Origin of the sequence: Gemmatimonas sp. (assembly GCF_046594945.1) — a bacterium.
Lineage (GTDB): Bacteria > Gemmatimonadota > Gemmatimonadetes > Gemmatimonadales > Gemmatimonadaceae > Gemmatimonas.
Genome location: NZ_JBKJRB010000139.1, coordinates 12,594 through 29,763, shown reverse-complemented (window position 1 = coordinate 29,763; position 17,170 = coordinate 12,594). Strand labels below are relative to the sequence as shown.

Genomic DNA, 17,170 nt, shown 5'->3' with positions numbered 1-17,170 from the left:
CGACACGGACTCATTTTACCTGTGCTACGCGAGTGTTTACCGGAGTACTTTTTGCTATATATCCTACACGCAGTCTTCGTCTGACGAATCGTGCGCTCCCGGTCACGACGCCGCGGATTGGTGCGTGTCCCGGACAGCATATCTCTCAGTAACGGATGCGATGCTTCAAGACGAGTTCCAATCGTCACCCCGTTCGGCGCTTGCAGCACTGAAGTCGGCGACGCAGCACGAGCACGATGCCCTCGATGCAGCCCTTGATCTTCTGCATCCGGCGCTTGGATCAGCGGCATACCGGCACCATCTGGAGGCTTTCTTCGGCTTTTATGCGCCGATGGAGTCGGCGCTGGCGGCAATAGGCGGCTGGCTCGAAAATGACATCGATCTGACAGCACGCGCCAAAGCAGCGCTTCTGCGTGCCGATCTCATCAGCCTCGGTGTTGAGGCGCCGGACGCGTTGCCGATGTGCCAGACGCTGGCGCCGCTGCCCAATCTCGCGGCGGCGTTCGGCAGTCTCTACGTGCTCGAAGGCGCCAGTCTCGGCGGCCAGATTATCAGTCGCCATGTCGAAAAGCAGTTCGGTTATACGGCGACGCACGGGGCCAAGTTTTTCAACGGTTACGGCGCGCGAACCGGTGAAATGTGGATGACGTTCCGCCGGTCAGTCGATGCGTATGGCGTCGAACACGGGCCCCATGACCAGATGATCGCAGGCGCGCTCGCCACCTTCGTCACGTTCAGGCAGTGGTGCGAACAGAGGGCATTGGCGTGACCAACGACATGAGTGAAGCGCGGCTCCCGTGGGACGGTCAGGCCTACAGTATCAAGCGCTTTGGCGCAACCATCACGAATTGCGACAGCGAACCCGTGCAGACCCCTGGCTGTATTCAGGGCCACGGCGCGCTACTGGTGCTGCGTCCGGACGACTTGACGGTGGCGCAGGTCAGCGACAATAGCGACGTGCTGCTCGGTCACCCCCCTGAATCCTTGCTCGGGCAGCCGGTCAGCCGGGTGCTTGGGCACGCTCGTGCCGAGGAGTTGCGCGCATTTATCGCACGCGAGCCGGTTGATCGCAATCCGCTTTATGTGTTGACGCACCCAGGTCACGGCGGCACGGCGTTGGACGTGACAGTGCACACGATCGACGGCGCCGTGATTGTCGAGTTCGAGTCGACCGCCCACACCGCCGTCGACGGCCGCGACTACTTCACGCTGATCAAGCAGAGCGTCGCGCGCCTGCAAAGCGCGTCGTCGCTCCAAGCACTGGGCGACGCCGCGGCCACCGAGATCCGCGCGCTGACGGGATTGGATCGAGTGATGGTCTACAAGTTTCACGACGACGGCCACGGCGAGGTGGTGGCGGAAAGCCGGCGTCCGGAACTGTCGTCGTGGCTCGGACTCCACTATCCGGCTCAGGATATCCCCGAGCCCGCGCGCGAGATGCTTCGCCGCACGTGGATTCGGCCGCTGCGAGAGATCGGCTCGCCGCTGTCGGAGCTTGTGCCGCTGGCCCATCCCGACACCGGCCGGCCGCTCACGATGACCCACTGCGCGCTGCGCGGCCCGTCAGCCATGCACACCGAGTACCTGCAGAACATGGGTGTAACCGCCGGTCTCACGCTGTCGATCCGGCGCGGCGAACAGTTATGGGGCCTGATTGCCTGCCATCACTACGGCGGCGCCTTCGATCTGCCATACAATATGCGCGCGGCCTGCGAGTTGATGGCGCAGATCGTCTCGTTGCAACACAAGGCGGCTGAGGAGCGCGATTACCTGTCTCGCCAACTGCGCTTCGATGAAGTGCGCCAGCTGCTGGTCACCCAGGCAGCGCACGAGGGAGGACTGTCGGCGATGGTTGATGGAGCACTGACCCTGCTCGATGCCATGGATGCGCAGGGGGCGGCGCTGTATCATCAGCAGCGCTGGTGTCACACCGGGCTGACGCCGTCGCTCGACGAACTGCAGCAAATCAGCGACTGGCTGCTCGAACGACCCGAATTCGCGTCGTCCACCCAACCGGTGTTCGTGACCGATGCGTTGGGCAAGCATATGCCGTGTAGCCCCGAACTGAGCGCCGTGGCCAGCGGGATGCTCGCCCTGACCTTGGCGCCTCGCGGCCAGAATCTGATCTTATGGTTCCGTCCGGAAACACTGCGTACGATCCAGTGGAGCGGCAATCCGGATGACAAGCCTATGATGCCCGGCCCGCACGGCCCGCGATTGACCCCGCGCCGCAGCTTTGAAATGTTCAGCGATTCGGTGCGCGGGCGATCGCTGCCTTGGCAGCAGTGGGAAGTCGATCTGGCGTTGCGCTTCCGACTGGTGGTCATGGAGATGGTGATCAGCCGCGCCGAGCAGCTGAGCGTTTTAAATGCGGATCTGGCGCGCAGCAACGATGACCTCGACGCCTTCGCGTATGTTGCCAGTCACGATCTGAAAGAACCACTGCGTGGCATTTACAAGTACGCCTATCATCTGTCTGAAAACGCCAAGCGTACCGATCCGCAGGATTCGCAACACATCGAAGCGTTGATTCGGCTTACGTTGCGCATGGACAGTCTGCTCGACTCACTCCTGCACTTTTCGCGCGTCGGTCGTATAGCGTTGGAGGTCGAGGACGTCGATCTCGACGAACTCGTGGGTGAGGCGCTGGAAATGGTGGTCGCGCGCCGTGACGAAAAGCCGAGCGTGGTGGTGGTCACGCCGGGGCTGCTGCACGTGCGCGCGGATCCGGTTCGACTGCGTGAAGTATTCGTCAACTTGCTCTCGAACGCGTTCAAGTACAACGACAAGCCCACCGTACACATCGAGATCGGCTGCTATCCGCCGCACGCGATCACTCGGAAGTCACATTGGCCCGCGAACGTGACTCAGGATCCGATCGTGTATGTGAAAGACAACGGAATCGGCATCGACGCGCGACATACCGAACAGGTGTACAAGATGTTCAAACGATTGCACGGCCGCGACGAGTACGGCGGCGGAACGGGTGCCGGCCTTACCATTGTCAAAAAGCTGATCGAGCGCCACGGCGGCGCCGTATGGTTCGACTCCGAGCCTGGCGTCGGCAGCACGTTCTACATTTCTGTGGGCGCGTCGTGATGCCAGCGTCGATACAACACAGCATCAATATGCCAATTTGCCTACTCGTGGAAGACTCGGACGACGATGCAGATACCGTCACGGAAGCGTTTCGCCGAAGCGGCATTCCGGGTCACCTGCAACGCGTGTCCAACGGTGATGAATGCCTGACGCTGCTTCGGGTGGCAGGAGCAACGCGGCCCCCAGCGTTGGTGCTGATGGATCTGAATATGCCCGGTACCGACGGTCGCGAGACGTTGCGCCAGATCAAGGCCGATGCCAAGCTCAAAAATATTCCGGTCGTCGTCACCAGCACGTCAGCGAATCCGCGCGACCTCGCATTCTGCTATAGCGCCGGCGCCAATGCGTACCACGTCAAGTCGGTGAGCCACCCGCAGCATCTCGACGCGATGACCACGCTGCTGCAGTACTGGCTCGGCGCTGTCGTGCCGCCCGCTTACCCCGTACGGTCGCCATGACGGGGAAGCCCTTGCGCGTCGTCATTGCCGATGACAATCCCGACGATCGACGTGAAATTCGGCGTCTCCTGCTGACCGGCAGCGAATCGCGCTATGAATTCGTCGAATGCGAATCCGCTTCCGCGGCGTTGCGACTGGTCATGGAATCGCCCACGAACCCGCCCGACTGCTTGTTGCTCGACTTTTACCTGCCCGACATGGACGCGCCGGAGTTGCTGTCAGCCCTGCATACTGCCGAGGGCCTGACCGCGTGCGCAGTGTTGGTGCTCACCGGGAATGCCGACTCGAGCCATGGGCGCCAAGTGTTGCGTCTCGGCGCACAGGACTTCATTGGCAAGGATTGGCTGACGGCCCCGGGGCTGTCGCGGGCAGTCGAGAACGCGATGGAGCGCTGGAGTATGGCCGGGAGCCTTCTCGCCGGCCGCCGCGAGCTGGAAGCGCGTGAGCGTCAGTTGCGCAGTCTGGCCAACAACACACCGGACATCCTGACACGGTCGGACCGTTCCTACCGGCATCTGTTCGTCAACGCCGCTGGCACGCGGGCCACCGGGCGGCCAGGCGAGGAAATAATCGGTCGCACCAATCGCGAGTTGGGGATGCCCGAGGCGTTGTGCGACCGATGGGAGGCGGCGCTGGCGCGCGTGTTTGAAGGCGGTACAACGGAAGAGGTCGAATTCTCATTTGATGGCCTCGGGGGACTGGCCCACTACACGTCGCGCTTCGTCCCGGAGTACGACGAACTCGGCCGGATCGAGCAGGTACTCGGCGTTACTCGCGACGATACCCAGCGTCGCCAGGCCGAGCTGGAACTGCGCGAGAGTGCCCAGCGACAGCAGATGGCACTGACGGCGGCGAAGGCCAGCGCGTGGTCCTGGGATATTCAAAGCGGTGGGATCGAATCGTCGGCGGAGCACTATCGACTATCCGACGGTTCACCTGCTCTCAGTCCGCCGGTGTACGGTGACGGACTCTCAACGATACATCCCGACGATCGCGCCGGCGCCGAAAGCGCGGTGCGCGACTCATTGAGCGGCAAGGTGGCGGAGTTCCGCGCCGAATTTCGCCTGCTGCAGGGCCACGAAGATCCCCGCTGGTTCCTGGGCATCGGCACGGTGGAATTCAATCCCGCCGGCGCGGCCGTGCGGATGGTGGGTATCAACCTCGACATCCATGAGCGTAAGCGCGAAGAGCTGACATTGCGCGACGAGGTCCGGAGCAAGGACGAGTTCCTGGCCACACTCTCCCACGAACTGCGCAACCCGCTCGCGCCGCTGACCAACGCGATCGAACTACTCAAGATTGCACCGCCGGGAGCCGCCGCAGCGGAATCCGCCTTGGCGATCATGGAGCGTCAGGTCAAGCATCTAACGCGCTTGGTTGATGACCTGCTGGATGTCGCCCGCATCCGCCACGGTAAGATCGCCCTCAAGGTCACGGTCGTGTCGCTCGGTGACGTGGTGCTTCAGGCGGTCGAAGCGTGCCAACCGCTGATCGACCGCGCCCAGCATACGCTCACCGTGGTGGTGGAGCCGCCGTTGATCGCGGTGAAGGGCGACGACGTACGCCTCACGCAGATGTTGACGAACGTGCTGAACAACGCCGTCAAGTACACACCGAACGGCGGCCATATCGATCTGCGGGCGTGTATAGAAGACGGTCAGGCGGTATTGCGCGTCATCGACAACGGCGCTGGCATACCGCCCGCCATGCTGTCCGACGTGTTCGAGCTCTTCACGCAGGTAGAAAGTACGCGGGATCGCGCCGGGGGTGGCCTTGGCATCGGCCTGTCGTTGGTGCAAAACGTGGTGAAACTCCATGGCGGGACCGTGCGCGGCCACAGCCGTGGACTGGGCCTGGGCGCCACCTTTGAGATTCGCCTGCCTCTGTTGGTGGCTCACGAGGCCGACGTCAACCACCAAGCCAACCGCACTCTCGCAGTGCGTGCGCCGGCCGGCGATGGCCCCCTGCCGGGCCATGTCGGGCGCCGTATCCTGCTGATCGATGACAACGTCGACGGCACCGAAACGATGGCGTCGATGTTGCGCCTGCGTGACCATCAGGTGTGGACGGAATACGACGGCGCCGCTGGGTTGGCGACCGCGAAGGCGATTCGTCCCGATATCATGTTGGTAGATATTGGCTTACCAACCATTGACGGCCATGAAGTGGCACGCCGCGTGCGCGCCGATCCGAGCCTGCGCGATGTGCGATTGATCGCACTCACCGGCTGGGGCAGCGCCCACGATCAAGGCCTCGCGTTGCAGGCGGGCTTCGATTTCCACTGCACCAAGCCGGTCGACCTGACCGCACTGGAAATGCTGCTGGAACCGACGCGGTCCGCACCAAGCGACGATCGCGCCGACCTGGTCTGAGTGCGAACGGTGAGACCGACCGTATCCGGCAGGATGTGTGCACGCACGCCGCCGGGTCCGCGAGGCGCAGCTCGAGAAGCACGACGCGATGCTGACGGAGGACGGACCGGACCATTAGCATTCGGGCATGTCGCCCGCACTGCTCCCGGTAGGGCCTGACCCGGACTCGATCCTCATCGTCGAAGATGATGCGGATCTCCGGGACGTGCTCATGCACACCCTCGGCACGATCTGCCGCTCGATTCGCACGGCGTCCACGCTCGCCGACGCCATCCGCGAATGCACCGTGAAGGCACCGGATCTGGTCTTGCTTGACCTGGGGCTCCCCGATGGGGACGGGGCCGACCTCCTGCGTCGACTGCGGGGGATGACCGACGTGCCGATCATCGTCTTGTCCGGGCGCGCGGAAGAGGAGGAGAAGGTCGCCTTGCTGGATGCCGGCGCCGACGACTTCATCATCAAGCCGTGCGGCGCCGGTGAGTTGCTGGCCCGCGTACGTGGTCAGATCCGGCGCTCGGCCACCTCGATGGCGGCGCGTTCGTGGGCGCGCATCGCAACCGACGGCGTCGAGATCGATCTGATTGGCCAACGGGTGGTTCGGCACGGCGAGTTGCAGCGACTGACGCCCACCGAATGGGCGCTGCTACGCGCCCTGGTATTGCACCCGGGCCGGGCGCTCTCACCGCGCGAATTGTGGGATCTCGTGTGGGATCGCGAGTTCGGCGACTTCGCCACCCACGTGCGGGTCCACATGACGCATTTGCGACGGAAAATCGAACCCGACCCATCGGTGCCCCGGTTGATCATCACCGAACCGGGCGTGGGCTATCGATTCGTCGGACCCACCTAGGCTCGCCGGGATGACGTCGACAGCGCGTACGTGGGCCGCGTGGCTCGGCCTCTACGCCGTCGCCACGCTGTTCTTTACCCGTCTCGAAGCGCTCCCCGCACTCCGTACGTCGCATGGGCTGCTCGTGTATCTGCTGCTGATCATTGGAGCCAGTCGATACGGCGGTCGCTCGCTGTCACTGGTCATGGTCGCCCTTGGCTACCTCGCGGTGGATGTGCTGTTCGTGCCGCCGCGCTTCGCGTTCGGCGCCACGAAGCCTCTCGATCTCCTTATGCTTGTCGGATTTCTCATCACCGGGCTCGTGATCTCGCAGCTCGTTGCCGGATTGCGGCGCGCCGTTCACGTGGCGAACGAGCGCTCCGACGACGCGGCGCGGCTCAGTAGCACGCGCATGCAACTGGAGCGCGACGCATCGGCGGCTCGGGTGTTGCGCGATGCCGACCGCCTCAAGAACGCGTTGTTGCTCTCGCTCTCGCACGATCTGCGCTCGCCGGTAGCCACGCTCGCGTTGCTATCCGATCCACAGTCGGCCTTCACACCAGACGCCGCGATGCCGCGGGTCCGCGAGCAGGCCGAGCGATTGGGGGAATTCATCCAGACGCTACAGCGGTTCGCGAGTTCCGGCGCCGGGTCGCCGCTGGAGATGGCACGGCACGACGCCAGCGCCTTGGTCTACACGGCGCTGCGTTCGTCGGCAGCGCTATTGCATGAGCGCGAAGTACGCGTGACCTGGCCGACCGACGCCGAGCTGGCGGTGCACTGCGATTTCACGTTGGCGTTGCAGGTGCTCGGAAATTTGCTGCAGAATGCGGCGCGCTATTCGCCGGCAGGAACGCCGATCGATGTCACGGTGCTGCCAGGTACGCATCTCACGGAGATCGTGGTGGCCGACCGCGGTCCGGGAGTAAGCGACGCCGATCTCGAGCGCATCTTCGCGCCACTGAATCGTCGCGCATCAGCGCGCGATGCGCAGCAGGAGCGGATGGGTATCGGTCTCTCCATCGCGCGCACGTTCGCGCGGGCGCAGGGCGGCGATGTGCGCTATCGCGCGCGTGATGGTGGCGGCTCGGAATTCGTGCTCGTGGTGCCGGCCGACGCTACTTGACGCAGCTGTAGTACAGATTGCGCTGCACGTCTTTCGGCGTCTTGATGTTCTCGTAAAAATCGTCGTAGTAGCCCAGCGTGCTCTTCACCTTGTTGGGCGAAATCAGCTGGCCGATCTCATCGCTATACAGAGTGTAGATCGCGTCCTTCTTGGCGATGAACTGCTCGAACGCCTTTGGATACGCCGCCTCATGCGCGCAGTAGCCACGGAACAGCCGATCGCGCACGCGGGTGACCTTGAGCGACGGATCGACGCCGGCGTACGTCGCGTCGATGGCACCCGCGAAGTCGAAGTCGTAGGACACGGGCAGGTTGCGGCCATCGGCCAGCGCGATCACTTCACCATTGTGCAGTCCAGCGAACGAGAAGTCGGTGTTGCCGATGAAGTACTGGAAGGTGAACGCGAGCGCCGAAATGTCCGGATCGAGATCGTCGGCCGTGGCGCCCTTCCGGTCGAGGATCACGCCGCTCGCGCGTCGTGCGACCTGCGCAGGATCTTCGATCAGGAACGAGTAGCGCGTGACCTCGACTTTTCCGCTCGCACTGTCGGCATATGAGAGGCGCAAGAGCCGCACCTTGTGGCTGATGTCGGTCACCAGACGATTGATGCGATAGAGCTGCGCCTCCTGCAGCACGTACTGCTCGTACGGGTCGAGGTTTCGGCAGTACGTGACCAGCTTTGGCTCGTCGAGATCTTCCAGCAGCGTGCCCTTGCCCACCTTGTCCGCGACCTTGATGCGAATGGGCGGATAGTCGCAGTGCTTCAGACGCCAGATCCCGCGCGTCTTCACGCGCACCGGGACGGCGATCGTTTTGCCGTCTTCGCCGGTGTACGAGATCGTGCCCGTGCGCCACGGCGCGGTCGCGCTCTTGTCCTTCTTGATCTGCTTGATATTCGTCGTGAGCGTGAGCTCGAGCGGCTTCTCGCTCGCGAACATCGGTGGCGCCGGCATCTTCTTGACCTTCGGCGGTCCCGCGTCCGCGAGACTGTCGGCCGCCGTCTTCGGCTCCTTCGGCTTCTTGGGCTTCTTGCCGGTGTCTTGCGCCTCGACGGCCGAGACAGCGGCCGCCGAGACAGCGATGATGAGCAGGAGGGCGGTGGCAGCGCGTATGGCGCGCATCATGGTGCGCATCACGATCCGTGGCATGAGTGCGTGGCTCCCTGAGCAAAAGGTCATACGACTTCCGCGCTCGCGACCTGCGTGGACCCGGCAGCGCGCACCAGCGCGAGCAGATCGTCGGGGCCGGTCTTCTTGCGGAGCTGAATCCGATACTCGAGTACGGTCATGCCTTCGGCCGATTCCATGCTCCCAAAGCGCCACGACTTCGTGAACTCCTGCAGACGCGGCTCGAGCACGCGTCGCAAGGCGGTCGCGTTCTCCGTCTGCACGCGCAGAATGCGCTCCTCCTGCACCACCGGCATCTCGTCGGTGTGATTGTTGGCCTGCGCGCGCTTCCAGGCGCGTTCGGCGATGCCCTCGAGCTGTTCTCGCGTCATGTTCTTGAGCACTTCGTCATCTACCCGTGCCACGAACGTACCGGTGCGCGCCAGGTTCTTGGCGCGACTGAGCCGACGTTCCGCGATACGCCCGTCCATTTCGACCGGCGCACTACCGAAGTCGGTGTACCAGAGAATCAGCGTGACGGCGTTGAAGCCGATTGACAGCACCGCCGCCACTGGCAGATTCACCGCCGACGACAGCCCGATCGCGGTGGCCAGAAACACGTACACGGCATCTTTGCTGTCATCGAGCGTGTTGCGGAACCGAACCGCCGCCACGATGCCGGCGAGGCTGAAGGCCAGGGCCAGCGAGTATTTCACCAGCAGCACGATCCCCGCCACGACCGTGGGGAGAATCACCAGCAGCTGCACCACCGACTGCTGATAGCCGCGCTTGGCGCGCGTGAGCAGATACACCCACGCCACCGGCAGCGACAGCGACACGGCCGCCGCCATCGCGACCGCCACCGTAAAGGCGAGGCTCACTTCATCGAGTGGCGTCACCACGCGCGGATCCGGCTCGGTGCCCATGCCCAGCAAGGCTTCGAGCGACGCCGGGATCGCGGCCGAACCGTGCGGCAGGAAGCGCCAGAGCAATGTGCCCCCGCCGATGAGGACGATGTAGTACACCACGGCGCGCACCACGACGCGGGTGCCGGCGTCGGCCCGCTTCACGGCGGTCATCACGGGCGTTCAATCCTCGGGAAAGGCACTCGGTTGCTCGGCAGGGGTATCGATCGACAGGGGCCGCATTGGGGCCGCCCCAACCGCTATTCGATGGGGAATGGCAGCAGTCTCGCACCAGTATCGTGCGGGCCGCGCATTCGCGCCATGGGACGGCCCGTGCGGACCCGTCCCCCCTGGCTTGCCGTGCTTCACCCCCTGCGCCACATTCGCCCCATGATGCGACTGACTCTCGCCGTACCCGCGGCGCTCGCGCTGGCCTGCCTCTCCGGCGCTGCCCGGTCGACGCCGACGCCCGCGCCGACGCCGTCCCAGCCCGCAGGAACGCCCTCGTTGGTCGTGCTGATCACGATCGACCAGTTCCGCGCCGATTATCTCGACCGGTACCCGGGACAGCTCACCGGTGGACTCGGTCGGCTGGCCAAGCGTGGAGCTCGCTTCGACAATGCGCATCAGGATCATGCCATCACGGAGACCGCGCCCGGTCACGCGACGTTGTTGTCGGGTCGATTCCCGCGCTCCACGGGGATCATGCTCAACCGCGTCGGCGTGGAAGACGCGAGCTACCCGCTGGTGGCCGGCGGCTATGGCTCGGGCGCGTCGCCGGCGCGCTTTATCGGCACCACGCTGGCCGACTGGATGAAAAGCGCCAACAGCAAAACGAAAACGCTGTCAGTATCGATGAAGGATCGTGGTGCCATCCTGCCGATCGGCAAGTCGAAGAGTGACGTGTACTGGTATTCGATCGACGGCCGCTTCCTCACCAGCACCTACTACCGCAAGGAGCTGCCAGCCTGGGTACGCGAGTTCAACGATCGCCAGCCGGTCAAGGCGTATGCCGGGAAAACGTGGTCGTTGCTGCTGCCGGACAGCGCGTATCTGGAGCCGGACAGCGTGAGCGTCGAGATGGGAGGGCGAAATTTCACCTTTCCACACAAGCTCACCGATGACTTGATGGACGCCGGCAGTGAGATTCGCATCACCCCGTACATGGATGACCTCACTGTGCAGTTCGCGCTGCACGGCGTGAACGCGATGGAGCTCGGCAAGGGGCCCCAGACAGACCTTTTGGCGATGTCGTTGTCGGCCACCGATGTGATCGGCCACAACTACGGTCCCGACTCGCGCGAGATGCACGACCAGGTGTTGCGGGTTGATCGCACGATCGGCGTCTTCCTCGACTCGCTCTACAAGTTACGCGACTCCACGACGATCACGATCGTGGTAACGGCCGATCACGGCGTAGGCAGTATTCCGGAGATTGCCCCGGCGTCGGTTCAGCCGCGCCCGCGGCGCGTGTCGTTGTACGACCTCATGCCGGCCACGGTGGCGCGCCTGAAGGCAAAGAAACTCGATACCCTCGCCATCGATCTTGACGTCCAGATCCTGCTTGCCAATCGCAACGCGTTCCGCCAGTCGTCCGACCTCGACGCCATCGTGGACGCCTTTGCCGTCGATGCGCGCACGGTGCCCGGTGTCGCGCGAGTCGATCGGTTTTCCACACTGGTCACCGACACGCTCACTGACGACATCGCGCGACGGTGGGCGCATCAGTTCCCGGCGAGTTCCCAGATCGAGCTGGTGGTCACGCTCACGCCGTACAGCACGTGGGGCGGCAACGTGGCCTCGCACGGTTCACCGCGAGAGTACGACTCGCACGTCCCGCTCATCTTCGCCGGTGCCGGCATCAAGCCCGGCGTGCACACGCAGTTCGTGCGCACGGTCGATCTGGCCCCGACGTTGGCCGAACTGCTCGGCGTGAAGCCGTCAGAGCGCCTCGATGGCGTCGCGCTCAAAGACGCCCTCCTCACGCCGCGATGACGTTGGCCGAAGCGCTGGCGCGCTTCGATGCGTTGCCGGCGGTCACAACATGGACGGGTTGCTCGAGAGCTACGCCTGGTACGGCTAGTCGTTCGTGAGCGAGGAGGTCGTGCATCCGCTGCAGTTCCTGAATCGCGCGGGCGAGCGCTATGCAATCGACCCGCGTTTGATTCCGCTCTCGCTGTCGCGCTTCCACGCGCTCACGCGCAACGCGGTCGCGACGGCGCGCCTTTCTTTTTCCAGTTGGAGCGGAACGTATGAAGCTGGCACGGTGGCTGATGGGCGGATTGGTGCTGGCGGTGATGCTCTTGCTGCTACTCGCCAGCGTGTGGGCACCTGATAAGCCGGTATCGGCGCTCTCGGGGCGCTGGGCGCCGTCCCCATCGCGCTTCCTGGCCCTCAATGGCATGCAGGTGCACCTGCGCGACGAGGGCCCGCGCAACGATTCAGTGCCGATCGTCCTCGTGCACGGCACGTCGGCCAGCCTGCACACGTGGGACGGTTGGGCGGCATCGCTGCGCCCCTCGCGCCGTGTGATCCGCTTCGACCTGCCCGGCTTTGGCCTCACTGGCCCGTCGCCAGACAACGACTACTCGCTGGCCGCGTACACACGCATCACGCTGCAGCTCCTCGACTCGCTCGGCGTGTCGCGTTTCGCGATCGCCGGCAACTCCCTCGGCGGCGAAGTGGCCTGGCACGTCGCCGCCGCCGCGCCCGATCGGGTCAACGCCCTGATCCTCGTCGACGCCGCGGGGTATCCGATCGCGTCGCAACAAGTGCCGATCGGTTTTCGAATGGCGCGCACTCGTGGGCTCGAGTGGCTTTTCACGCGCATCTTGCCGCGCGCCGTCGTCGAATCGAGTGTCCGCAGCGTGTACGGCGATCCGTCACGCGTGACCGATTCTTTGGTCACGCGCTACTACGAGCTCACGCTGCGCGAAGGCAATCGCGCCTCGCTTCCGCGCCGCTTCGCCCAATCCGACAACGCCGGCGACTCTACGACCATCACCACTCTTCGCGTACCCACGCTCATCATGTGGGGCGGGCGTGACGGACTCATCCCGCCCGATCACGCCGGACGCTTCGCGCGCGACATCGCAGGAAGCCGCATCGAGCTGTTCCCGACACTCGGGCACGTGCCACACGAGGAAGATCCCGCCCGCACCGCCGAGTCGGCGCGGGCCTTTCTCGACTGCCCGCGCTGTCCGCCAGCGCGCTGAACCACGCTCAGGTGCTTGGCGGATCTTTCATGCGCGTCCGCGTCACGCCGGTCATGATACCGATGCCGAGCAGCACGAGACAGGCGATGATGATGTACGTGGACGAGACCCCCATCACGGTCAGTCCCCACGCTACGCCACCGATAAAGACGAAAAATCCAACGAGGTAGAGCGCGAAATTCATGAGAGGCTCCCGAATTGAGTGAGTCCAGATGGTCCTATGCAATTGCTGTGCTCGCGGGATTCCTACCGTCCCGCGTTCACCCGTGCCGAGAGTCCGGCCAGCCGTTCGCCGGCAGCCCTGAGTGTCTCTTCCCGCTTGGCGAAGTGGAAACGGATGAGGTGGTTGACCGGCTCGCGGAAGAAGCTCGAGCCCGGTACGCCGGCCACGCCGATTTCCTTGATCAGCCATTCCGAGGCGAGCGTATCGTTGGCGAAGCCGAGCGCCGTGATGTCCACCATCACGTAGTACGCGCCTTGAGGCTCGGTAAACGGCAATCCGGTGCTGCGAAGGATGTCGAGGAAAATCTGGCGCTTGCCGCGGTATAGCTCCGTGAGCCCCGCGTAGTACGAGTCAGGCAGTTCGAGCGCGCCGACCGCCGCTTCCATGAGCGGTGCCGCAGCACCGACGGTGAGGAAGTCGTGCACCTTCTTGGCCTGCGCGATCACACTGGCCGGCGCATGCACGTAGCCCAGTCGCCAGCCGGTGATCGAATAGGTCTTTGACAACGAGTTGCAGGTGATCGTGCGCTCGAAGGCGCCGGGTAACGTATTGAAGTACGTGTGGACGTGCGGCGCATAGATGATGTGCTCGTACGGCTCGTCCATGATCACCCAGCTGTCGTACTGTTGCGCGTACTTGAGGATGATCATGAGCTCCTCGCGCGTGAACACCTTACCACTCGGGTTCGACGGGTTGCACACCACGATCGCCTTCGGACGCTGCGCGAACGCGGCGGCCAGCACCTCTTCGTCGAAGTTGAAGTGCGGCGGATGCAGCGGCACGTAGATCGGCTCGGCCCCCGCGAGAATCGCGTCGGCGGCGTAGTTCTCATAGAACGGGGAGAAGACGATCACCTTGTCGCCCGGATTGCAGGCCGTCATCATGGCGACCATCATCGCCTCCGTGCTGCCGCAGGTCACCACGAGCTCCGATTCGGGATCCACCTCGAGGCCGCTGAAGTGCGCGATCTTTTTCGCCAGCGCGGTACGGAAGCGCGGCGCGCCCCACGTCACCGCATACTGATGGAACGGCCCGCGTGTAGCGCGCTCCAGCCCCTCGAGCAGCACTTCCGGCGGATCGAAATCCGGAAACCCCTGCGAAAGGTTGATGGCGCCGTGCTGATTCGCGAGGCGCGTCGTACCGCGAATCACCGATTCGCTGAAGGCGGAAAGACGTTGGGCAGTCGTAGGCATGGCGACGACATATACCGCGCGGTGCAGGTCGGCGCTACCTTCGCGCCATGCCTACCCGCGCCTTCTGGCTGATCAGCGGATCGGGGCTCGCCCCCTTCCTCGTGTGTCTCGTGATCGCGTACCGCACGCCCGCTGTCAGCGCGTTGCACGACGCCGCGGTCCGCACCTTCCTCGTGTACGCCGCTCTCACGCTCAGTTTCTTGGGCGGCGCGCGGTGGGGCGCGGAACTCACGCGAGCGCCAAACGCGCCCAACCTGTGGCGCATGGTAGCAGCCGCCACGCCGTCGGTGGTTGGGCTGGCAGCGCTCCTGCCGCAAGCGCCACTCAAGGCCGCCCTCGGTCTCCTCATGCTCAGTGGTGGCATCCAGCTCGCCTGGGATGTCGCTGCCTCGCGTGAAGGATTGCTGCCGCCCTGGAATGCCCGCGTGCGCACCGTCATGACGGTCGCCGGTACGTTGTGCAGTCTCGCGCTGTGGCCCGCGATCGCGTGACGACCGCCGCCGAGTCCGGATTCGCGCTCGCGGCGCGCCGTCTGCTGCCGCTGCTCTTCGTGAGTTACATCGTGGCCTTTCTGGACCGCGTGAACGTCGGTTTCGCCAAGCTGCAGATGGCGTCGGCGCTCGGCTTTTCCGACGCCGTGTACGGGTTCGGTGCCGGCATTTTCTTTCTCGGCTACTTCCTGTTCGAGGTGCCCAGCAACCTGCTGTTGGAGAAATTCGGTGCGCGTCGATGGATCGCACGCATCATGTTCACGTGGGCGATCGTGTCCGGCGCGTTCGCGTTCGTGGACCGGATTCCGTGGGGACCGCTGCCCGCCCTGTTCGGCGTGGCGCCGCTCGAGTTCGGATTCTACGCGCTGCGTTTCCTGCTGGGCATCGCCGAGGCGGGCTTCTTCCCAGGCATCATTCTTTATCTCACGTACTGGTTTCCCGCCGCGAAGCGCGCCCGCACCGTAGCGCTGTTCATGACCGCCGTGGCCGCCGCCAACGTGATCGGCGCACCGGTGTCGGGCGCCATCATGCAATACGCCGACGGTCTGCGTGGCTGGGACGGATGGCGCTGGTTGTTTGTGCTCGAGGCCATTCCGTCGATGATCGCCGGCATCGCGATCTGGAAGCTACTCCCCGACCGTCCGGCGCAGGCGACGTGGCTCTCGCCCGAGCAACGTCGCGCGATCACCGACCAGCTCGCGCAGGAAGACACGGCCGCCCACGGCGTTGCGGTGACATTCGCACGCCGTTCGACACATGGCGCAGCACATGGCGCAGCACATGGCGCGGCGCAGGCGCTGCGCAGTGGCCGCGTGTGGGTATTGGCGCTGGTCTATCTGGCCGGCACGTTTTCGCTGTATGGCGTGAGCTTCTGGATGCCGACCATCGTGCAGGAACTCGGCATCGGGAAAACGGAGTTCCTCGAGATCGGACTGCTCAGCATGATTCCGTGGGGAACCGCCGGTGTCGTCATGGTGTGGGTTGGCGCACGCAGCGACCGCACCGGTGAACGTCGCCAGCATGTGGCGGGCTCACTGTTCGTGGCCGCCACGGGTCTCGTGGGACTCGTGCTGGTCGGCGCCCACGTGATCCCGGCGCTGATCGCACTCTGTTTCGTGACCTCGGGGGTCTTGTCATTTCTTGCCACCTTCTGGTCGCTTCCGACGGCGTTTCTCAGACAAACGGCCGCCGCCGCCGGCATCGCCTGGATCAACGCCGTCGGCAATCTTGGCGGGCACTTCGGTCCCGATATCATCGGCCGCATCCGGACCGCTACCGGGAGCGCGAATTACGCGTTTCTCTTTCTGGCGGTGCTGGCGGTGGCAGGGGCGCTGCTCACACTCTTCGGCACCGGTGTGCGAGAACGGATCAACACGACACAGGACGCCTGACCATGCGGACACGGATGCGGATAATCTGCCGCGGCGCAATTGCGGCCGTGCTCGTCGCGGCGCTCGTCGTGATGTCCCCGCGCTCGGCGGCGACACAGTCGTCGCCTCAGCCGACGCCGATCGACCGCGCCCTCGCCGCCGGGCTGTGGCGCGAAGCGGTTCGAATGCTCGACAGCGCACTCGCCAAAGCGCCGCGCGACGCCACCAGTCTGCAGCAGCGGGGACGCGCCCATCGCGAGCTCGAGGAGTTCGAGCAGGCGTTGGCCGACTACACGCAGGCGCTCGCCGTGGACCGGCGCTTTGCCGCCGCGTACGGGGGTCGGGCCATCGTTCATCAACGCGTGGGCAACGGGAAAGCCGCATTCGCCGACATCGACAGTGCCCGCGCGCTCGGCATGAGCGACCCTCAACTCGATCTCGTGGAAGGGATCGGGTACATGATGAACGACGACGGCGCCAAGGCTTGGGCGCGGTTCGACAAGTACGTGCGCGCCGTCCCCGACGCCGCGCAGGGCTGGTTTCTGCGCGGACGCGCGGCCGGGATGTCCGGGCGCACCGACGACGCGGAGAAGGACTTCACCGCCGCCATCGAACGGCGGATGGCGGGGCCGGAGGTGTACACCTTGCGGGCCATGGCGCGCGTTGCGCTGAAGAACACGGCGGGCGCCTGTGCCGATCTGGCCCAAGCCGCAAAGCTCGGCGACAAAGCGGCAGCCACGACCGCGGCCAAGAACTGCAAATCGCCGACCCAACCTCGATAGAC

Annotated in this window: 15 protein-coding genes; 11 read left to right on the top strand and 4 right to left on the bottom strand. The window is 64.6% G+C overall.

The window, feature by feature from the left end; genetic code table 11:
- The first annotated feature begins 160 nt into the window (after nt 1-160).
- From ACLL97_RS16510 to ACLL97_RS16485, 6 genes are all read left to right on the top strand, one after another.
- A complete protein-coding gene (locus tag ACLL97_RS16510; RefSeq protein ID WP_411281579.1) occupies nt 161-769 on the top strand; it encodes a biliverdin-producing heme oxygenase in 609 nt (202 codons plus the stop codon).
- Nucleotides 766-3,099 (top strand): ATP-binding protein, encoded by a 2,334-nt coding sequence (locus ACLL97_RS16505; protein WP_411281578.1) that lies wholly within the window; start codon nt 766-768, stop codon nt 3,097-3,099. The genes ACLL97_RS16510 and ACLL97_RS16505 overlap by 4 nt, the downstream gene beginning before the upstream one ends.
- Before the next feature lie 29 nt (nt 3,100-3,128).
- Nucleotides 3,129-3,557: a response regulator gene (locus ACLL97_RS16500; RefSeq protein ID WP_411281577.1), complete on the top strand. Its 429-nt coding sequence runs from the start codon at nt 3,129-3,131 to the stop codon at nt 3,555-3,557.
- The gene (locus ACLL97_RS16495; protein WP_411281576.1) at nt 3,554-5,929 is read left to right on the top strand and encodes a response regulator; all 2,376 of its coding nucleotides are present in this window, start codon (nt 3,554-3,556) and stop codon (nt 5,927-5,929) included. The genes ACLL97_RS16500 and ACLL97_RS16495 overlap by 4 nt, the downstream gene beginning before the upstream one ends.
- Before the next feature lie 127 nt (nt 5,930-6,056).
- On the top strand, nt 6,057-6,779 hold the full coding sequence (locus ACLL97_RS16490; RefSeq protein ID WP_411281575.1) for a response regulator: 723 nt from the start codon (nt 6,057-6,059) through the stop codon (nt 6,777-6,779).
- Between the two features lie 10 nt (nt 6,780-6,789).
- Nucleotides 6,790-7,884 carry an ATP-binding protein gene (locus tag ACLL97_RS16485; protein WP_411281574.1) on the top strand — a complete coding sequence of 365 codons (1,095 nt, stop codon included), beginning with the start codon at nt 6,790-6,792 and terminating at the stop codon, nt 7,882-7,884.
- Here the strand turns inward: ACLL97_RS16485 and ACLL97_RS16480 are convergent.
- Both ACLL97_RS16480 and ACLL97_RS16475 read right to left on the bottom strand, forming a co-directional pair.
- Nucleotides 7,877-9,031, bottom strand: a complete 1,155-nt coding sequence (locus tag ACLL97_RS16480) for a hypothetical protein (protein WP_411281573.1) — start codon at nt 9,029-9,031, stop codon at nt 7,877-7,879. The two genes, ACLL97_RS16485 and ACLL97_RS16480, sit on opposite strands and share 8 nt — an antisense overlap.
- 26 nt (nt 9,032-9,057) lie before the next feature.
- Nucleotides 9,058-10,068, bottom strand: coding sequence for a DUF4956 domain-containing protein (locus tag ACLL97_RS16475; protein ID WP_411281606.1), 1,011 nt, complete (start codon nt 10,066-10,068; stop codon nt 9,058-9,060).
- Nucleotides 10,069-10,284: 216 nt separating this feature from the next.
- Here ACLL97_RS16475 and ACLL97_RS16470 point away from each other — a divergent pair, with 216 nt between their 5' ends.
- Nucleotides 10,285-11,889, top strand: a complete 1,605-nt coding sequence (locus tag ACLL97_RS16470; RefSeq protein WP_411281572.1) for an alkaline phosphatase family protein — start codon at nt 10,285-10,287, stop codon at nt 11,887-11,889.
- Between the two features lie 257 nt (nt 11,890-12,146).
- The gene (locus ACLL97_RS16465; protein WP_411281571.1) at nt 12,147-13,109 is read left to right on the top strand and encodes an alpha/beta fold hydrolase; all 963 of its coding nucleotides are present in this window, start codon (nt 12,147-12,149) and stop codon (nt 13,107-13,109) included.
- 7 nt (nt 13,110-13,116) lie between these two features.
- On the opposite strand, the gene ACLL97_RS16460 is transcribed toward ACLL97_RS16465, so the two are convergent.
- Nucleotides 13,117-13,293, bottom strand: a complete 177-nt coding sequence (locus ACLL97_RS16460; protein ID WP_411281570.1) for a hypothetical protein — start codon at nt 13,291-13,293, stop codon at nt 13,117-13,119.
- A 62-nt stretch (nt 13,294-13,355) separates the two neighbouring features.
- Nucleotides 13,356-14,525 carry a pyridoxal phosphate-dependent aminotransferase gene (locus ACLL97_RS16455; protein WP_411281569.1) on the bottom strand — a complete coding sequence of 390 codons (1,170 nt, stop codon included), beginning with the start codon at nt 14,523-14,525 and terminating at the stop codon, nt 13,356-13,358.
- Nucleotides 14,526-14,572: 47 nt separating this feature from the next.
- Here ACLL97_RS16455 and ACLL97_RS16450 point away from each other — a divergent pair, with 47 nt between their 5' ends.
- From ACLL97_RS16450 to ACLL97_RS16440, 3 genes are read left to right on the top strand one after another with little or no spacing between them, the layout of a single operon-like run.
- On the top strand, nt 14,573-15,016 hold the full coding sequence (locus ACLL97_RS16450; RefSeq protein ID WP_411281568.1) for a DUF3429 domain-containing protein: 444 nt from the start codon (nt 14,573-14,575) through the stop codon (nt 15,014-15,016).
- Complete coding sequence (locus tag ACLL97_RS16445) at nt 14,983-16,407, top strand: MFS transporter (protein WP_411281567.1); 1,425 nt, start codon at nt 14,983-14,985, stop codon at nt 16,405-16,407. The genes ACLL97_RS16450 and ACLL97_RS16445 overlap by 34 nt, the downstream gene beginning before the upstream one ends.
- A 2-nt stretch (nt 16,408-16,409) precedes the next feature.
- Nucleotides 16,410-17,168, top strand: a complete 759-nt coding sequence (locus ACLL97_RS16440) for a tetratricopeptide repeat protein (RefSeq protein WP_411281566.1) — start codon at nt 16,410-16,412, stop codon at nt 17,166-17,168.
- The last annotated feature ends 2 nt before the right edge of the window (nt 17,169-17,170 follow it).

Coding starts and splice junctions, on each gene's coding strand:
- ACLL97_RS16490 (WP_411281575.1), top strand. CDS start 6,057: ATGTCGCCCGCACTGCTCCCGGTAGGGCCTGACCCGGACTCGATCCTC.
- ACLL97_RS16465 (WP_411281571.1), top strand. CDS start 12,147: ATGAAGCTGGCACGGTGGCTGATGGGCGGATTGGTGCTGGCGGTGATG.
- ACLL97_RS16495 (WP_411281576.1), top strand. CDS start 3,554: ATGACGGGGAAGCCCTTGCGCGTCGTCATTGCCGATGACAATCCCGAC.
- ACLL97_RS16470 (WP_411281572.1), top strand. CDS start 10,285: ATGATGCGACTGACTCTCGCCGTACCCGCGGCGCTCGCGCTGGCCTGC.
- ACLL97_RS16485 (WP_411281574.1), top strand. CDS start 6,790: ATGACGTCGACAGCGCGTACGTGGGCCGCGTGGCTCGGCCTCTACGCC.
- ACLL97_RS16480 (WP_411281573.1), bottom strand. CDS start 9,031: ATGCCACGGATCGTGATGCGCACCATGATGCGCGCCATACGCGCTGCC.
- ACLL97_RS16450 (WP_411281568.1), top strand. CDS start 14,573: ATGCCTACCCGCGCCTTCTGGCTGATCAGCGGATCGGGGCTCGCCCCC.
- ACLL97_RS16510 (WP_411281579.1), top strand. CDS start 161: ATGCTTCAAGACGAGTTCCAATCGTCACCCCGTTCGGCGCTTGCAGCA.
- ACLL97_RS16460 (WP_411281570.1), bottom strand. CDS start 13,293: ATGAATTTCGCGCTCTACCTCGTTGGATTTTTCGTCTTTATCGGTGGC.
- ACLL97_RS16455 (WP_411281569.1), bottom strand. CDS start 14,525: ATGCCTACGACTGCCCAACGTCTTTCCGCCTTCAGCGAATCGGTGATT.
- ACLL97_RS16440 (WP_411281566.1), top strand. CDS start 16,410: ATGCGGACACGGATGCGGATAATCTGCCGCGGCGCAATTGCGGCCGTG.
- ACLL97_RS16475 (WP_411281606.1), bottom strand. CDS start 10,068: ATGACCGCCGTGAAGCGGGCCGACGCCGGCACCCGCGTCGTGGTGCGC.
- ACLL97_RS16500 (WP_411281577.1), top strand. CDS start 3,129: ATGCCAATTTGCCTACTCGTGGAAGACTCGGACGACGATGCAGATACC.